A 14,489-nucleotide genomic window follows, 5' to 3' on the forward strand; every position below is an offset into this window, starting at 1 on the left:
TTAAATATTCGCTTCTAACGTTTTTCTTAGTTGTACAGGTGCGGATACAGATGCTGTATGCATTCCCGCAGACAACGCCTGACATTCATGAAAAGCAAAATGCTGACAACCACGACACTGTTCCAGGTTCAGATGGTCTAATGCTTTGTTAATAGCCACTCCTGTACGCTCATAGAAATGGTTAGCTCCGATCATCGTATATAGCCCTGTTTTACGCATCAGTTCAAGTGGTTGCTGCTGAATACCTGAGATGATAACGATTCCGCCATAAGCTTGTACTTTATGTACCAGTGTCAGTACATTTGCATCCCCTGTCGTATCAATCATCGGCACTCTAGCCATCCGAAGCAACACCACACGAGGTTGATTAGTGATAGCTTCATCTATAGCAGATTCAATTATATGGGTTCCGCCGAAAAAAAGAGCCCCTTCTACTGTATAAATACTAATCTGCGGACAATCATGATTTTCGGTGACCATGTGACTGTGTACTTGTTGATGCTTGGAATCAGGATCAGGCAATACTTTAGTGATCGTTAATCCTTGACTCATCCGCTGGATAAATAAAACCACAGCTAACAATAATCCAACTTCTACAGCAGTCGTCAGATCAGCAAATACCGTTAGTAGAAAAGTGATTGCTAATACAAGCGAATCACTGGTTTTGATTTTTAACATATGCATAAAATGCTTACGTTCACTCATATTCCATGCGACTAACATAAGAATAGGCGCCATACTGGCAAGCGGAATATGAGAAGCATACGGAGCAAAAAGAAGCAATACTAACAAAACCACTATTCCATGTACTACACCGGAAATCGGCGATACAGCGCCATTTTTGATATTTGTAGCTGTACGAGCAATAGCACCTGTAGCTGGAATCCCACCGAATAAAGGTGTAATCATATTGGCAATTCCTTGTCCGATTAACTCCCGATTACTATTATGACGCGTCCCTGTCATGCCATCGGCTACAACAGCAGATAATAATGACTCAATACTGCCTAACATCGCAATTACTAGAGCAGGACGAATCAAAAGTGTCATGTTGTCCAACGTTAAGTTAGGAATATGAAATTGAGGAAGTGCGCCCGAGATAGCGCCAAATGAAGATTCGATCGTAGACACTTTGCCTTGAAAAAAGAGTACCGCTACAGCTGTAGAAATACATAAGCCGATTAATGATCCTGGTACTTTGGGGAAAAATCGTGCCGTCAATATCATCGCCAAAAAACAGATTAATCCGGTGATTAAGCTGTAGATATTAAATGTATTCAAATGAGTAACGATTTCTCGCATATTCGAGAAAAAATCTTCATGCTTAGTGAGTCCTGTTAGACCGAGAAAATTAGCAATCTGTCCTCCAAAAATCGTGACAGCAATCCCTGCGGTAAATCCAATCGTTACTGGTCTAGGGATAAATGAGATCAATTTACCCAATCGACATAATCCCAAAATCAATAAAAATACCCCTGCCATAAAGCCGGCTATCAATAAATTCTCATAGCCATACTGCATGACCACTGCGAACAATATCGGAATAAATGCACCTGTCGGCCCGCCGATTTGAAATTTGGAACCGCCAAACAAAGAAATACATATCCCTGCAATAATAGTGGTATAGATTCCGTATTCCGGCTTCACTCCTGAAGCAATCGCAAAAGCCATTCCAAGTGGAATCGCAATAATACCTACAATCAAGCCTGAAATTAAGTCTTTACGCAAACTATTCTTATTGTATCCTGCAAATCTCCCTGTCCACTTCATCCAGTTACCTTCTCTTTTTAGATATTTGATCATTATTTTAAATATCTGATTATTTGAATATACAGAGATAGTACGCCTATGTATAGATCATGTCAATGATATTGTGTACACACCAAAAAGTACCTCCAATCAAACGAGAGATACTTTATTTTTATCATTCTATTCTATTGATTCTATCCTCAATCCAGATGCTTGATCGATTCTGGCTCATTTCGCATTCCTTCAAGTAAGGAGATCGCATCTACAAGATGATTGTCAAAAATCTGCTTCGCCACTGCTAACAAATCCTGAATCAACGGATCACGTAAAGAATAGATCACAGACGTGCCTTCTTTCACACCCTGCACCACATTTTTACTACGCAATATTGATAATTGTTGAGAAACGGCTGATCCTTCTGAACCGACAATCGTTTGCAGTTCATTCACAGTCTTGTCTCCAGTACATAGAGCTTCTAAAATCTGAATCCGCATCGGATGAGCTAAAGCTTTGAAGAAATCAGCTTTGAATTGCTGTATATTTTGATTCATGAATCCATACCCCTTACTGTATTATCTTCAACAGATACGGATATCATAACACAAAATAATCATCATACCACCAGATGACCTCGCTTCTCAGCTAGACCGATCGTTGCTGTCATCCCTGAATTGAATTCTAGAAAGTCACTTTCTACCCCATCGCTAAAGATCACTCCATTTTCAGGCATCTGCGATATAATCCGTAACGGTTGATTCTGATTAATTTGTCCGAATACACAGTTCGTCGATGTAGTACGACTAGGAAAAGGTTCTCTGACTGTAAAATATAATTGTGGTGTATCCCATGCTAATGAAGTCGTAGTGACTGACTGTGTCTCCTCGTAATGGACACTGCCTGTAATCTGCTGATAACTTTCGCTATGCACAATACCACTTGCACCAGCGAGCACACTTTTGAACCATCCGGTGGCTCCCATCCCTGTAGATACAATAATCCCACTTGAAGATTGCTGTTCAGTATGCCCTGCTAACTGTAATTGATACCGTGCAGAGACATGCGTTTTGCGTCCGATAAATAAATCGTTGACTCCATACAATGTCTGCCCATCATTCAGCTCTGCTTTGGCAAGCATCACTTCTTGAATCGTACGACGCTTGCTCAATACTTCCGGTACAATCTTAATCAGATCACGCACTTGAAAAGGAAGCAATACTCCATCCCAGCGTAGTGGATCAGGATTCACGCCGATCAATGGTTGATGCGTGACATACTTCATCGTATTAGCGACTAATCCATCTTGACCGAGTACCACTACAATATCATCATCCCCAAAAATAAAGTTGGGTACATGTTCGCGTTCTAGCAATTGTACTCTGCCTATACTTTGCAATGTCATTACGGATTGCTCTACAGCATGGCGGTAATTCTGATCTTCTTGAATATAGTCGGTAAAATCAACACCCAGACGCTCAATATAAAATTGTGCTTGCTGGATCGTATTATAACGAACAATCAATTCTTCTAATCGTGTTTTACGTTTTACGAGTACAATTTTATTTTCGCTCATCCGGCTATTCATCTACTCCGACCTCCTTGCTGTTGTTGATGGTTATTCGATTCTGATAACAGTCCTTGCAATAGATCCGGCGTAATGTTTAGTTGCCCGATTCGTCCTGCATTTTCAGCTAATCCCTGGAAAGCAATAGCGATTAACTTATCAGGATTCATGCCCATATTCGCCATGGATTGTAACAGCGCAGGATTAACACCTTCAAGCGACTTCATTACCGCAGACATTTCGTATGCTTTGGCATCGGCTTGTGATTTGGCATTGGCAATAGACAATTCTGTTAACTGTTGTTTCTTTTCTTCCATCATCGTATCGAATTGCAATTGTTCTTCTTTGATTTCGTTCTTTTTCACACTCACTGAACGTTCAGCATCTAATTGTGTTTCACGAATTTGTTTTTTCTTAGTTTCTACTGCAATCTCTGTATTTAGTTCGTTTTCTTTGACCCGGCGTTCTTGCTCAATCGATGCGTTACGTCGTTCATATAGTGCATCATCCGCATTACGTAGAATCTGCTCACGAGCTTGCGCTTCTAACGCTCTCATTGTTTCTTTATTAGGTAGAATCGCTAATACAGAGAAACCCATCAATTCAATTCCTAGCTTTTCCAATTCTTCATTTTGCATAATTTCGCGTGTAATACTTTGGGCTAATCGTTCACTGGATTGAATGGCTTCTCGTAGTGGCATTTGTTCCAGATGCTTTTTGGTCAATACTTTCGCAATATTAATCACCCGTTGGGCCAGCTTATTCGGATCATCTGAAATATATTGATTTTTACGTAAATTGTAGGTGTAGTTGAGAATTTGAGTTGTTTTACGATAATCGACAATACGATAAGTTAATTGTCCTTGCACGGTTACCGTCTGATAATCATTTGTTATTTCTTCAAAGATAAATGGAACATCAATAGAAGATACAGGTACTACAATTACCGAAGTAGTCGGCGCATAATAACGGAATGATAAGCCTACGCCTTCTTTAACTATTTTACCGTTTCTTACTTTCATCACATATTCACTCGGTTGAAATTTGACGAAGCGAAATCCAAACATAATCACTCTCTCCTTTGTTATTTCCTTTTTGTTAATAACAATATATCATTCTTTATTGATATTTACAATATGATAATAACAAATTGTTAATTATTATTGTGATAACGGTAATTGTAGATCATGTTACAATCAAATAAGATATAGAGAAAGGGAGTGTTCGGATGATCTATCGCCCTATTCAGCCACCCAAATTGCAATCTCATTTGCTTCATTCCTATTATGATTATCAAGAATATGCTCCACGACTAGCATTGCAAAATACAGTAGCTTGTTACTGGTCATCCACTTTTCAGATGTCTTCTTCTACTCTATCTCATGCTTTGGAATACCGTATTATTCCTGACGGATGTATTGATATTATTTTCGATATGGATGCTGTGTCTGCAACTCAAGGTGCTTTTGTATCTTCGTGGATGTCTAGTTATGAAGTTTTTTATCCTCAACAATCAATGAATTTTTTCGGTATTCGAATGTATATCGAAGCCGTACAAGCTATACTTGGTTATCCTATTGCTGAACTACGGGGACAGATGTTGTTAGAGGAATTATGGGGTTACGCAGCAGGTGATTTTTGGGAACAAACGTTAGCTGCACCTGATATAAAGTCTCGAATCGATCGTATTGAACAACGACTACTTCAAGTGCTATATACATATGATATTCACTCTCGCTCGATTCATCCTTTACTTTCTAATAGTTTGCAATTGATGTACGCGCAGCGTGGACAAATGGATCTAGCCGCTCTTGCTCATGAAGTTCATTATAGTGAACGAACGATTCGTCGTATTTTCCAACAGGAGCTAGGTATTCGTCCCAAAGAAGTACTTGATATTATTCGTTTTCAGTCGGTTTTGCAGGCGATGTACCGTTTCCCACAGCTACCGATGAGTGAATTAGCCACCTCTTATGGTTATTATGATCAATCGCATTTCATTAATAACTTTCAGCGTTATTATGGACTATCTCCTAGCCAACTTTGAAAAGGAATGAATCGTATTGACGTATCTCGATCACAAGCATGTACATCTACGTTCGATATTGACCGTTTTTTCCAATGCTTATTCCATCTAAGCAGGCATAATAGATATAGATTCTTTGATTGATAACGTCACTGAATGTAAATAATGATAAGAAAGTGGGATGAGTAGATGAAATTAGCTATGAAGTATATTATTTTGTATGTTCGCAATGTAGAAGAGACGATGCATTTTTACAGAGATGTTTTGCAATTGCCGGTCAAAATGCAAGTCGATACTTATGTTGAATTCGATACAGGCATGACTACTTTATCGTTTAACACCCGTGAATCGGTTCGACAAGATATTGGACTGGATGTTGCTGAAAATTTGATGGCATCCAGTACATTTGAGATTGGTTTTGTCGTTGAGGACGTTGTTGCCATGATTGAACACTTACGCCAGCAACAGGTCGTTATTGCTAAAGAACCTGTCGTCAAACCATGGGGACAGACGGTTGCTTATATTACCGATCCTGATGGACATTTTATTGAAATATGTAGTGCTATATAATAGTATTACAGTTGTTATCCGCATGCATTGATCGAATGGTTCTATTTATATTCAAGCTACAAACAACTTGTCCAATGATGGATAAGTTGTTTTTTTATTAGAAAGTGATTGAAATTCCCATTATTGCTTTATATAGTACAGGAACTTAATTTAAGATATACAAGTCAATATTACTTATTAGCATTATGTCTTAATACCTACATATTCAGGATTATTTTTATTTTTCGACAAAATTTGTGATTATTATGATATGTCTATTGTTATATTGTATGCTATATAGTATTATGTACCTATATCTAAAAGACTAAAAAAAGATGTAAGGGGTGATCGTGTTGACTCTAATGGTGGATTATTGTTCAAAATGTGGTTCTATTTTCCAAAAAAATATGCGTAACTTATGTTCTTCTTGTAGTAATCAGTTAGATAATGCTCTGAAAAACTGTATGGATTACATGTGGAGATTTCCTAAAGCAACAACTGAAGCTTTAAGCGAAGCGACTAAAGTTCCACTAACAGAATTGCACGATCTGATTAAACAAGGTAAATTATCCAATGGTTACAAAAATTTGACGTATCCTTGCGAATGTTGCTTACAGCCTATCGCTCAAGGTCGCTTATGCTCAGGTTGCTCTACTTCGTTCAAAGATGCTTTCCAAGCTACACCAAAATCACAACCTCATGTGGTTCATGGTGCACCTAGCCTGAATAGCACGGGACAAAAAGTATTGTTTACTTCACAGACGCGTTCACCTCGTCGTTAATTTTATATACTTGTAGTTTATTCATAACATAGATAAAAGCCTGAATTCTGATAAAAGAGTTCAGGCTTTTTGTTATTTATTGTTCTAGATTATATTTATCATTTCAGCATATTGTCGTCTTTAATTAGTCTTAGTAAGCTGTCCAACCTGCATCAGCCACGATCACTGTACCATTCACAAAGCTTGAATCATCAGAAGCTAGAAACAAGGCTACTTTTGCAATATCATGAGACTCGCCTGTTTTAGGATTCAGATTCATACCGATCATGGCACGTTCCATTCCAAATGCATTTGGTTCATTAATCGTACTGCTAATATTCGTAGCTACTCCCCCCGGTGCAATCGCATTACAACGTATACCTAGTGGAGCATATTGGAATCCCACATTTTTGGTTAAGCCCACTACAGCGTGTTTGGAAGCCGTATAAGCGGCTCCTGCTCTAGATCCATTTAATCCACCGGCAGAAGCAATATTAATAATCACACCACTACTTTTTTCTGTGAAAATCGGTAAAGCTTGACGAATCGTACGCATTGTTCCTGTCGTATTGATTGCAAAAACACGTTCCCACAAATCGTCTGTTACATCAGCTGCTGGTACAAAATTATCCATAATGCCTGCATTATTTACGAGGATATCCAGTGTTCCATATTCTTTGACTGCTTTTTGAATTAATTGTTGTACTTCTTGCTCTTGTGTCACATTGGTAGCGATTGCAACAGCTTGTCCGCCACTGGCTTCTATTTCATCCACTGTGATCTGAGCCGCTTCTTTTTGAATATCAGATACGACTACTTTTGCTCCTTCTTGTGCAAATAATAAAGCAATCGCTTTGCCCATTCCTGAAGCCGCTCCTGTAATAACTGCCACTTTGTGTTCAAGTCTCATCTATACAACCTCCATAGCTTTTGTCTCTAATCTTCAACAGTTGTTGATTAACATACATCTGTTATATTATCTTAGAGCGAGACCCGTAGAGATACAATCAGCAAATCATTCGACTTTTGTTGAAAAATGAACAAATATCCTCTAATTTGTTCATTTTGTGCCGATTGGACTTGCTTATGTCTGTCATTAAAGGAGCCTATCTATGAGTGATCGTCGTATTCGTAAAAGCAAACAAGCTTTGACCGCTGCTCTGATTGAACTGTTACAGCAAAAAGAATTTCGCAGTATTTCGATCACAGATATTGTAGCTGTCGCTGATGTGAACCGAGGTACATTTTACAAACATTATACATACAAAGAAGACTTGCTTGATGAGCTTGTAGAGAGTGTGATAATCGATCTTCGAGACTCGTATGAAGAACCTTATCGACATGTCACTACGCTTATTATTCAAGAATTAGTTGCTTCAGCTGTCAAAATTTTTGATCATGTATATAAACATCGTAGCTTCTATCAACTGATCTCTAATTCTAATGCGTTACCCGGTTTTCAGCAGCGACTTTGTAACGAGTTACAAAATTTATCCTTACAAGATTACCGCAATGAAGAAGCCCGAAATGCCATGATTGAGCTAGGAATTAATCCAGAATTATACGCTAGTTATCAAGCGTATGCGATCTGGGGATTGATTATCGCTTGGATTCAGAATGACTTTGAGCATAGTACGCACTATATGTCTGAGCAATTGCTAAAGATCCTGAATCAACAGTCTACTTTCCGCCCTACTCATGAATAAAATAGCTTTTTACGATTGGTTACGATGATGGTGAAGGTGGTAATAGTATCGGCTGATACGCTAAAGCCTTATCTACAATTTCTGCGGCTGAGCAGTCTTTATCATTCCAGAAAATCAGGTTACTAATCTCCGGATGAGGGACATTTTGCTCAAGTGTAACAAGCCATTGATCGATCTCTTGCTCATTACCTCGATCTTGCATAATTCGCTCGACAAGATCAATACATTCGTTACGGGAAAGAGTCATCATCCACATCTCCTTATGTCTTTGAAGTATTACTCTCTACCATAACTTTCAAATTCAGGTATTGCAATTCTAAAAAAGAGGGATTATACTAAGCCTACGATTTTGATCGATCAATCGTTAATCGTTTTCTTTATGACTTATAATAATTTCACTTATAAATAATGATGAAGTATATACACATTCTATGACGAGAAAGAGTACGCTTTTAATCTGATCCACAGAGAGTTGGGTACGGTGCAAACCAACGTTCAGATGCTAGCTGAAGCCATCTCCGAGAAGCAGGCTGAAATAACCAACTAGGTGCTGCCGCATGTCCAGCGTTAACGGGAACACGTATTGATAGATACGTAGCAGAGTGTCACTTTGTGTACGCACAAAGTGGAACTAGGGTGGTAACACGGGTAAAAGACTCGTCCCTTTTTAGGGACGGGTCTTTTTTGTTTTCTTTTCCCTATTCCTCTACCGAATCTTACACATACGTGAACAGATGAGCATTCACTATTTAGAGACTTTTGAGGAGGAACAACCATGACAACTTCAACAATCAGCCAATTTTTGACCCCTTCTATTCAACAGATGCAACCTTCAGGTATTCGCAAATTTTTCGATTATTCTTCAGAACGTACCGATATTATTTCGCTCGGTATCGGTGAACCTGACTTTCCGACCCCACGTTTAGTTCGTGAAGCTTGTGTGCGTGCTTTGGAAGAAGGTAGGACGACGTATACTCATAATGCAGGCTTGCCTGAATTGCGTGAAAGTATCGCTGAATACCTGCATACGAATTTCCAAGTCCATTACAATCCTGCGCATGAATTGATGGTCACGATCGGCAGCAGTGAAGCACTGGATCTTGCACTACGTGTCTTGATCAACGAAGGTGATGAGATTCTAGTACCTGCGCCTTGTTATGTATCGTATTCACCGATTACGAATCTAGGTGGTGGTGTCGCTGTCGAGGTGGAGACATTCGCTCATAATAATTTCAAATTGACACCGGATTCCTTACTTGCAAGTCTGACACCACGTTCGAAAGTATTGATTTTGAGCTATCCGAGTAACCCTACAGGCGGAATTATGACGTATGAAGATTGGTTACCGATTGCTAAGATCGCCGAAGAACATAATCTAGTGGTGATTACAGATGAAGTATATGCAGAATTAACGTATGGGCAAAAGCATGTTAGTTTTGCAAGTCTACCGGGTATGAAAGAACGTACATTGTTATTAAGTGGATTTTCCAAAGCTTTTGCTATGACAGGATGGCGAATTGGATATGCTTGTGGCCCTGAAGAGTTGATTCAAGCGATGCTCAAAATTCATCAATATACGGTCATGTGTGCGCCGATACTGGGTCAGATTGCTGCGCTCGAATCGCTCAAACCTCATGGACTTGCTGCAAAAGATAAAATGATGGCTTCGTATAATGCACGCCGTATATCTTTTGTACAAGGATTACGTCAGATCGGGTTACAATGCCATGAACCGCTGGGTTCCTTTTTCGCTTTCCCTTCTATCGCTCATACCGGTTTAACGTCAGAACAATTTGCTCAGCGATTGTTACAAGAAGTCGGCGTGCTCGCTGTTCCGGGTACAGCATTTGGTAAAGGTGGCGAAGGATTTATACGTTGTTCTTATGCTACGTCCTCTGTACAACTGGATGAAGCTTTAGAACGGATGCGTCAATTTTTACAGACCCTTTAATCAGAGCATGATAAATGCTATTGAAATGATCTCTAGAGAGATGAATAACATCATACCTCTTCATTCTCTAGAGATCATCTATAGTGATTGATTTACTTTATATGGCCTACTATTTCATGGATACCTTAATCCGTTCTGTTCATGTTTCTTTTCTTCTATAGATAACGCCTTATACTTTGATCCTGTACTGTATTTAAGCTTCTAAGCGACAGATCATTCTCATTCAGCACTAGAGCGAAATTGGTCATAGCTATATAGCTTCTGGTATAATCGGTAACTATTATCAAGTATAAGCCTTATTTGAAGATAACTATCCTACAACTACGGGATGTGTACAAAAGAGATGTAGACCGAACTTTATTGAAATCCAGAAAAGGTAGGCGATATATATGAATACACAGACTTATATGCAAAAGCTTGAATTACTAGCGGAACGTTCTATTTCTTCTTACTCTTATATTCATTCATTATTAGAAGAATTAAAGCCCCTTCTTCCTTTTGCAGGCGCATGTTGTACGAATATTGATCCGTATCGTTTACTCTCTACAGGAGCTGTTGTAGCACATAATATGGAATCGATTCACCATCAATTACTAACATATGCGTATGGACAAGAAGGTGTTCATAGCTATGATAATATGACTCCTTCGCATACATCTGTGATGACATTGCATTGTGCGACAGAAGGTCAACCGGAACAGAGTTCAAGATATCAGGATATTTTACAGCCTGCTGGATTCGGTGATGAGCTACGTGCGGCATTATTGTATAAAGGTAGTTGTTGGGGATATTTAACGTTATTTCGCAAACAAGATCAATCGTTATTCAGTGAGCAGGAATGTCAGTGGATGGTGGAGATTGCTCCTATCATCGCAAAACACCTGCGCCAGTTCAGCCTCGCGATTCCTTTTGTCAATGAAGTCAAATTACGTTCACCCGAAATTCTGATGCTGTCTCAGCAATTGGAATTATTATCTTCCAATTCAGATACACATCACTGGTTAGACGTGTTACGCCAACATGAAGGAATAACAACGTCTGCGCTCCCACGCTCTATTTTAACGGTTGCCAGTATGGCATTAACAGATGATACAATATTCGATCAACGATTACATACAGATTGCTGTTCATCTTCTCTACCATGTTCTCCTATTCAAGTGTGTGTGCCTGTACGTGAACATGACTATATCGATATTACAGCTTATGCGCTGTATAGTCACACCTCAAGTATTCAGTTGATGATTGCCATTCAATCTGCTTCTCCACTTGATATCTTGCCGTGGATGATGGAGGATTACCATTTATCTGAACGTGAAAAGCAGATCGTCGATCAAGTGATCGAAGGATTGTCTACACGCAAGATTGCTGATATTCTGCATCTTTCTCCTTGTGCTGTGGAAGAACATCTTCAATCTATTTTTGCCAAAACAAAAACGACCAGTCGTAGAGAACTGATCGCTCGTTTATTATCCCAAACCGATTGTATTATTTCCAGATAGCTGTTATATGTTTTGTTTTTCTTCTCATGTATCGTTTGAGTGCACTCTCATTTTTGCGAGACGCTAGTGTTTGTTTTACACCTTGCATGAGTAGTTTATAGCGCCAGTCATCATCATGGCTAATTTTGTGTAATTCATCCAAAAATTCTTCACTCATTATAATCACTCCAGCTCCAAAATATGAACTCTATACCTATAATATACCCAATGTATATGAATTCTTTATGGAAACTAGCTTAAAATAAGATGAAAAATGTATGAAGAATGTAAGGCTGATGTGATGATGTGTAAGCATATGGTTCAATAAACCTTCTGATTATCCGATATATAGTACTGAAGGTATACGAATATAATCAGGAGGCACGACCATGGATACATACCCACCTTACCAAGATCCTTACCGAAAAGAAGGTAGCAATCGTTTTGGATTGGCTTTGACTTCTTTTATTTTGGGGATCATTAGCTTTTTCACTTCTTTTATGAGCTTTGCTATTATTGGAGAATTTGGACAAGAAGATAGTGGCTTTTGGAACATATTACTTGCTTTAAGTGCATTTGTAGCGATTGTCCTACTTATTCTTGTGCTCACATTTAGTCTTATTTCGATTCGTACTACACATGGTAGAGCATTTGCTATTACAGGGCTTGTATTAGGATCCATACAGATCCTTTTTGTACTGCTACTGATTTTTGTAGTCAATTAAGTCGATAGATATTAACCTTTGATCGCACCTTCTGCCATTCCAGCTAAAACTTGCTTGTTAAACACAGCGAATAAGACCACTGTTGGAATGGTAGCGATCATAATCGCTGCGAACATCGGCGCATAATCGGTTGTATACTCCCCTGCAAAACGGGTCAGTCCCACAGGAAGTGTTAATTTATCAGGATCAGAAATAAAGACAAGCGCCAATAACAACTCGTTCCACACCCCGACAAAACTCAGTATCGTTACGGTCATCAGAGCAGGCTTCGAGATCGGTATAACAATCCGCCAAAAAATACTATATACCGTACAACCATCCATCACAGAAGCTTCTAACATTTCTTTCGGAATACCTGTAAAAAATCCGCACAGTACCAGTACAGCCGCTGGCAATCCAAATGAAATATAAATCAGAATCAGACCGAACTGCGAATCGACCAATCCAACTTTCGTAAAATACACAAACAGTGGAATCAATGTCGCATGAATCGGAACCATCATCCCCAGTAGAAAATAAACAAAAGTCGCTTTTGATAATTTCCAACGTAACTTGGTTAGAGCATATGCTGACATAGCACTAAATACCAGTACAGCAACCAAAGTAGCTGAAGAAATCCAGACCGAGTTTAACAGATATCTGCCTGTATTCCCTGTTGTCCAAGCATTCCAATAATTACTCCACATCCAGTGTTGAGGTAATCCCCATGGATTGGTATAGATCTCCGGGGTCTGCTTCAGTGAATTTAGCAATAACCATAACAACGGATAGACATAGAAAATCGCTACAAAACACAATACAGCATAAATCATGATTTTACCTATAGGAAAAAAACGTCGTGTATCTACGTTAGTTTGCCGTTTGGTTGTCTCTACATAAGGCGAAGATTTCATCCTTCCTGTTCACCCCCATCACGATACGATTTAATATTCAATACTTGATTTGCGGAAAATCATATTGATCAATACTGTTGCCACCAGACACATCAACAGCAAGATAACAGATAGAGCGTCTCCGTACCCGTATTCGAATTGACGGAAAGATCTACCATACAAGTAAGAGGCTAATACCTGTGTCTGATTGGCTGGACCTCCACCTGTCATGACAAATACGAGATCAAAGAACTTAAGTGAACCAATTGTTATCAGAATTGTAGTTACTTTCATAATTGGTTGTACCAGCGGAATCGTCATATGCCAGACCACTTTCCACCCTACAGCTCCATCTATACGTGCTGATTCAAAGATATGTGCTGGAATATTCTGAATCGCCGCAATATATAGAATCATCGTATACCCCAGATATTGCCAACCGACTACAAAAGATACTGCCCACATGGCTGTATCCGGTTGAGATAACCAATCATTAGCCAGTGAAGACATACCAAGCACGTCTAACAATTTATTAAGCATTCCGATTTCTGGATTATAGATAAAGCTCCACATCATCCCTACAGCCACACTAGAAATAACAGCCGGGAAAAAGAAAATATTTTTAAACCATTCTTTGCCTTTGATCGAGCCGGTAATCAGAATGGCTAGTAAAAAGCCCAATCCTTGCTGAATAACCAGACTCACAAATAGTAGAATCATCATATTTTTGATACTGGTAAAAAAGACAGAGTCTCTGGTAAACATACGAGTATAATTATCCATCCCGATAAACTTCATCGGGCTAATCACATCCCATTTAAAAAAGCTAAAGTAAATCGAAGCCACAATAGGGATAAATACAATCGCTGTATACAGCAATAACGCTGGCAACAAAAATAGAATAATCGCTGATTTGTTCCGTAGCATTCGTTCCATGATTTTCCGCCTTTCCAGAACTTCATTCTTTGCAACTTATAGATTCGCTTAGAACATGTATCTGTTGAGAAGATCAGTCAGGAATCACTAACCACTGTTGCTACCTATCAATACAGTAACTTCGTTGTTATCATGATTCCTGACCTCATCTTTATACAGTGCTTACTAAGGAATG

At 39.0% G+C, this 14,489-nt stretch carries 16 protein-coding genes and 1 other annotated feature; of the genes, 7 read left to right on the plus strand and 9 right to left on the minus strand.

Translation table 11 applies throughout. The features are described 5' to 3' along the window. From PTI45_RS16620 to PTI45_RS16635, 4 genes are all read right to left on the minus strand, one after another. A complete protein-coding gene (locus PTI45_RS16620) occupies positions 1-1,770 on the minus strand; it encodes a SulP family inorganic anion transporter (RefSeq protein WP_069328729.1) in 1,770 nt (589 codons plus the stop codon). A 179-nt stretch (positions 1,771-1,949) separates the two neighbouring features. Beyond that, on the minus strand, positions 1,950-2,300 hold the full coding sequence (locus PTI45_RS16625) for an ArsR/SmtB family transcription factor (RefSeq protein WP_069328730.1): 351 nt from the start codon (positions 2,298-2,300) through the stop codon (positions 1,950-1,952). A 62-nt stretch (positions 2,301-2,362) separates the two neighbouring features. Continuing rightward, complete coding sequence (locus PTI45_RS16630; protein WP_069328731.1) at positions 2,363-3,331, minus strand: NAD(+)/NADH kinase; 969 nt, start codon at positions 3,329-3,331, stop codon at positions 2,363-2,365. Beyond that, complete coding sequence (locus PTI45_RS16635; protein WP_069328732.1) at positions 3,328-4,377, minus strand: SPFH domain-containing protein; 1,050 nt, start codon at positions 4,375-4,377, stop codon at positions 3,328-3,330. The genes PTI45_RS16630 and PTI45_RS16635 overlap by 4 nt, the downstream gene beginning before the upstream one ends. A 161-nt stretch (positions 4,378-4,538) precedes the next feature. On the opposite strand from PTI45_RS16635, the gene PTI45_RS16640 reads away from it, so the two are divergent. From PTI45_RS16640 to PTI45_RS16650, 3 genes are all read left to right on the plus strand, one after another. After that, positions 4,539-5,357 carry a helix-turn-helix transcriptional regulator gene (locus PTI45_RS16640; RefSeq protein WP_069328733.1) on the plus strand — a complete coding sequence of 273 codons (819 nt, stop codon included), beginning with the start codon at positions 4,539-4,541 and terminating at the stop codon, positions 5,355-5,357. A gap of 168 nt (positions 5,358-5,525) precedes the next feature. Next, the gene (locus PTI45_RS16645) at positions 5,526-5,906 is read left to right on the plus strand and encodes a VOC family protein (RefSeq protein ID WP_069328734.1); all 381 of its coding nucleotides are present in this window, start codon (positions 5,526-5,528) and stop codon (positions 5,904-5,906) included. Between the two features lie 332 nt (positions 5,907-6,238). Further along, positions 6,239-6,667, plus strand: a complete 429-nt coding sequence (locus tag PTI45_RS16650; RefSeq protein ID WP_069328735.1) for a hypothetical protein — start codon at positions 6,239-6,241, stop codon at positions 6,665-6,667. 130 nt (positions 6,668-6,797) lie between these two features. On the opposite strand, the gene PTI45_RS16655 is transcribed toward PTI45_RS16650, so the two are convergent. Next, positions 6,798-7,556, minus strand: a complete 759-nt coding sequence (locus PTI45_RS16655; protein WP_069328736.1) for an SDR family oxidoreductase — start codon at positions 7,554-7,556, stop codon at positions 6,798-6,800. 202 nt (positions 7,557-7,758) lie between these two features. On the opposite strand from PTI45_RS16655, the gene PTI45_RS16660 reads away from it, so the two are divergent. Further along, entirely contained in the window at positions 7,759-8,352 is a 594-nt protein-coding gene (locus PTI45_RS16660) for a TetR/AcrR family transcriptional regulator (protein ID WP_069328737.1), read from the plus strand. Positions 8,353-8,371: 19 nt separating this feature from the next. Here the strand turns inward: PTI45_RS16660 and PTI45_RS16665 are convergent, their stop codons facing one another. Further along, positions 8,372-8,602: a bacteriocin immunity protein gene (locus PTI45_RS16665; RefSeq protein ID WP_245703498.1), complete on the minus strand. Its 231-nt coding sequence runs from the start codon at positions 8,600-8,602 to the stop codon at positions 8,372-8,374. Positions 8,603-8,774: 172 nt separating this feature from the next. Then, positions 8,775-9,020, plus strand: a binding site (T-box leader). A gap of 107 nt (positions 9,021-9,127) precedes the next feature. Between PTI45_RS16665 and PTI45_RS16670 the strand changes: the two genes are divergently transcribed. After that, positions 9,128-10,303: an aminotransferase class I/II-fold pyridoxal phosphate-dependent enzyme gene (locus PTI45_RS16670; protein ID WP_069328739.1), complete on the plus strand. Its 1,176-nt coding sequence runs from the start codon at positions 9,128-9,130 to the stop codon at positions 10,301-10,303. Between the two features lie 389 nt (positions 10,304-10,692). Beyond that, positions 10,693-11,802, plus strand: coding sequence for a helix-turn-helix transcriptional regulator (locus PTI45_RS16675; protein WP_069328740.1), 1,110 nt, complete (start codon positions 10,693-10,695; stop codon positions 11,800-11,802). On the opposite strand, the gene PTI45_RS24200 is transcribed toward PTI45_RS16675, so the two are convergent. After that, a complete protein-coding gene (locus PTI45_RS24200; protein ID WP_175425206.1) occupies positions 11,789-11,959 on the minus strand; it encodes a hypothetical protein in 171 nt (56 codons plus the stop codon). The two genes, PTI45_RS16675 and PTI45_RS24200, sit on opposite strands and share 14 nt — an antisense overlap. Positions 11,960-12,170: 211 nt before the next feature. Between PTI45_RS24200 and PTI45_RS16680 the strand changes: the two genes are divergently transcribed. Continuing rightward, entirely contained in the window at positions 12,171-12,506 is a 336-nt protein-coding gene (locus PTI45_RS16680) for a hypothetical protein (RefSeq protein WP_069328741.1), read from the plus strand. Positions 12,507-12,517: 11 nt separating this feature from the next. Here PTI45_RS16680 and PTI45_RS16685 read toward each other — a convergent pair whose 3' ends face one another. Together PTI45_RS16685 and PTI45_RS16690 are read right to left on the minus strand one after the other, a co-directional pair. Further along, positions 12,518-13,399: a carbohydrate ABC transporter permease gene (locus tag PTI45_RS16685; RefSeq protein WP_083243582.1), complete on the minus strand. Its 882-nt coding sequence runs from the start codon at positions 13,397-13,399 to the stop codon at positions 12,518-12,520. A 30-nt stretch (positions 13,400-13,429) separates the two neighbouring features. After that, a complete protein-coding gene (locus tag PTI45_RS16690) occupies positions 13,430-14,314 on the minus strand; it encodes a carbohydrate ABC transporter permease (RefSeq protein ID WP_069328742.1) in 885 nt (294 codons plus the stop codon). Positions 14,315-14,489 lie beyond the last annotated feature (175 nt).

This window comes from Paenibacillus nuruki (genome assembly GCF_001721045.1).
In the GTDB taxonomy this organism is placed as follows: Bacteria; Bacillota; Bacilli; order Paenibacillales; family Paenibacillaceae; genus Saccharibacillus; species Saccharibacillus nuruki.

Excerpts from the sequence above, each read along its gene's own strand:
- PTI45_RS16620 (WP_069328729.1), bottom strand. The coding sequence starts at position 1,770 with ATGAAGTGGACAGGGAGATTTGCAGGATACAATAAGAATAGTTTGCGT.
- PTI45_RS16625 (WP_069328730.1), bottom strand. The coding sequence starts at position 2,300 with ATGAATCAAAATATACAGCAATTCAAAGCTGATTTCTTCAAAGCTTTA.
- PTI45_RS16630 (WP_069328731.1), bottom strand. The coding sequence starts at position 3,331 with ATGAATAGCCGGATGAGCGAAAATAAAATTGTACTCGTAAAACGTAAA.
- PTI45_RS16635 (WP_069328732.1), bottom strand. The coding sequence starts at position 4,377 with ATGTTTGGATTTCGCTTCGTCAAATTTCAACCGAGTGAATATGTGATG.
- PTI45_RS16640 (WP_069328733.1), top strand. The coding sequence starts at position 4,539 with ATGATCTATCGCCCTATTCAGCCACCCAAATTGCAATCTCATTTGCTT.
- PTI45_RS16645 (WP_069328734.1), top strand. The coding sequence starts at position 5,526 with ATGAAATTAGCTATGAAGTATATTATTTTGTATGTTCGCAATGTAGAA.
- PTI45_RS16655 (WP_069328736.1), bottom strand. The coding sequence starts at position 7,556 with ATGAGACTTGAACACAAAGTGGCAGTTATTACAGGAGCGGCTTCAGGA.
- PTI45_RS16660 (WP_069328737.1), top strand. The coding sequence starts at position 7,759 with ATGAGTGATCGTCGTATTCGTAAAAGCAAACAAGCTTTGACCGCTGCT.
- PTI45_RS16665 (WP_245703498.1), bottom strand. The coding sequence starts at position 8,602 with ATGATGACTCTTTCCCGTAACGAATGTATTGATCTTGTCGAGCGAATT.
- PTI45_RS16670 (WP_069328739.1), top strand. The coding sequence starts at position 9,128 with ATGACAACTTCAACAATCAGCCAATTTTTGACCCCTTCTATTCAACAG.
- PTI45_RS16675 (WP_069328740.1), top strand. The coding sequence starts at position 10,693 with ATGAATACACAGACTTATATGCAAAAGCTTGAATTACTAGCGGAACGT.
- PTI45_RS24200 (WP_175425206.1), bottom strand. The coding sequence starts at position 11,959 with ATGAGTGAAGAATTTTTGGATGAATTACACAAAATTAGCCATGATGAT.
- PTI45_RS16680 (WP_069328741.1), top strand. The coding sequence starts at position 12,171 with ATGGATACATACCCACCTTACCAAGATCCTTACCGAAAAGAAGGTAGC.
- PTI45_RS16685 (WP_083243582.1), bottom strand. The coding sequence starts at position 13,399 with ATGAAATCTTCGCCTTATGTAGAGACAACCAAACGGCAAACTAACGTA.
- PTI45_RS16690 (WP_069328742.1), bottom strand. The coding sequence starts at position 14,314 with ATGGAACGAATGCTACGGAACAAATCAGCGATTATTCTATTTTTGTTG.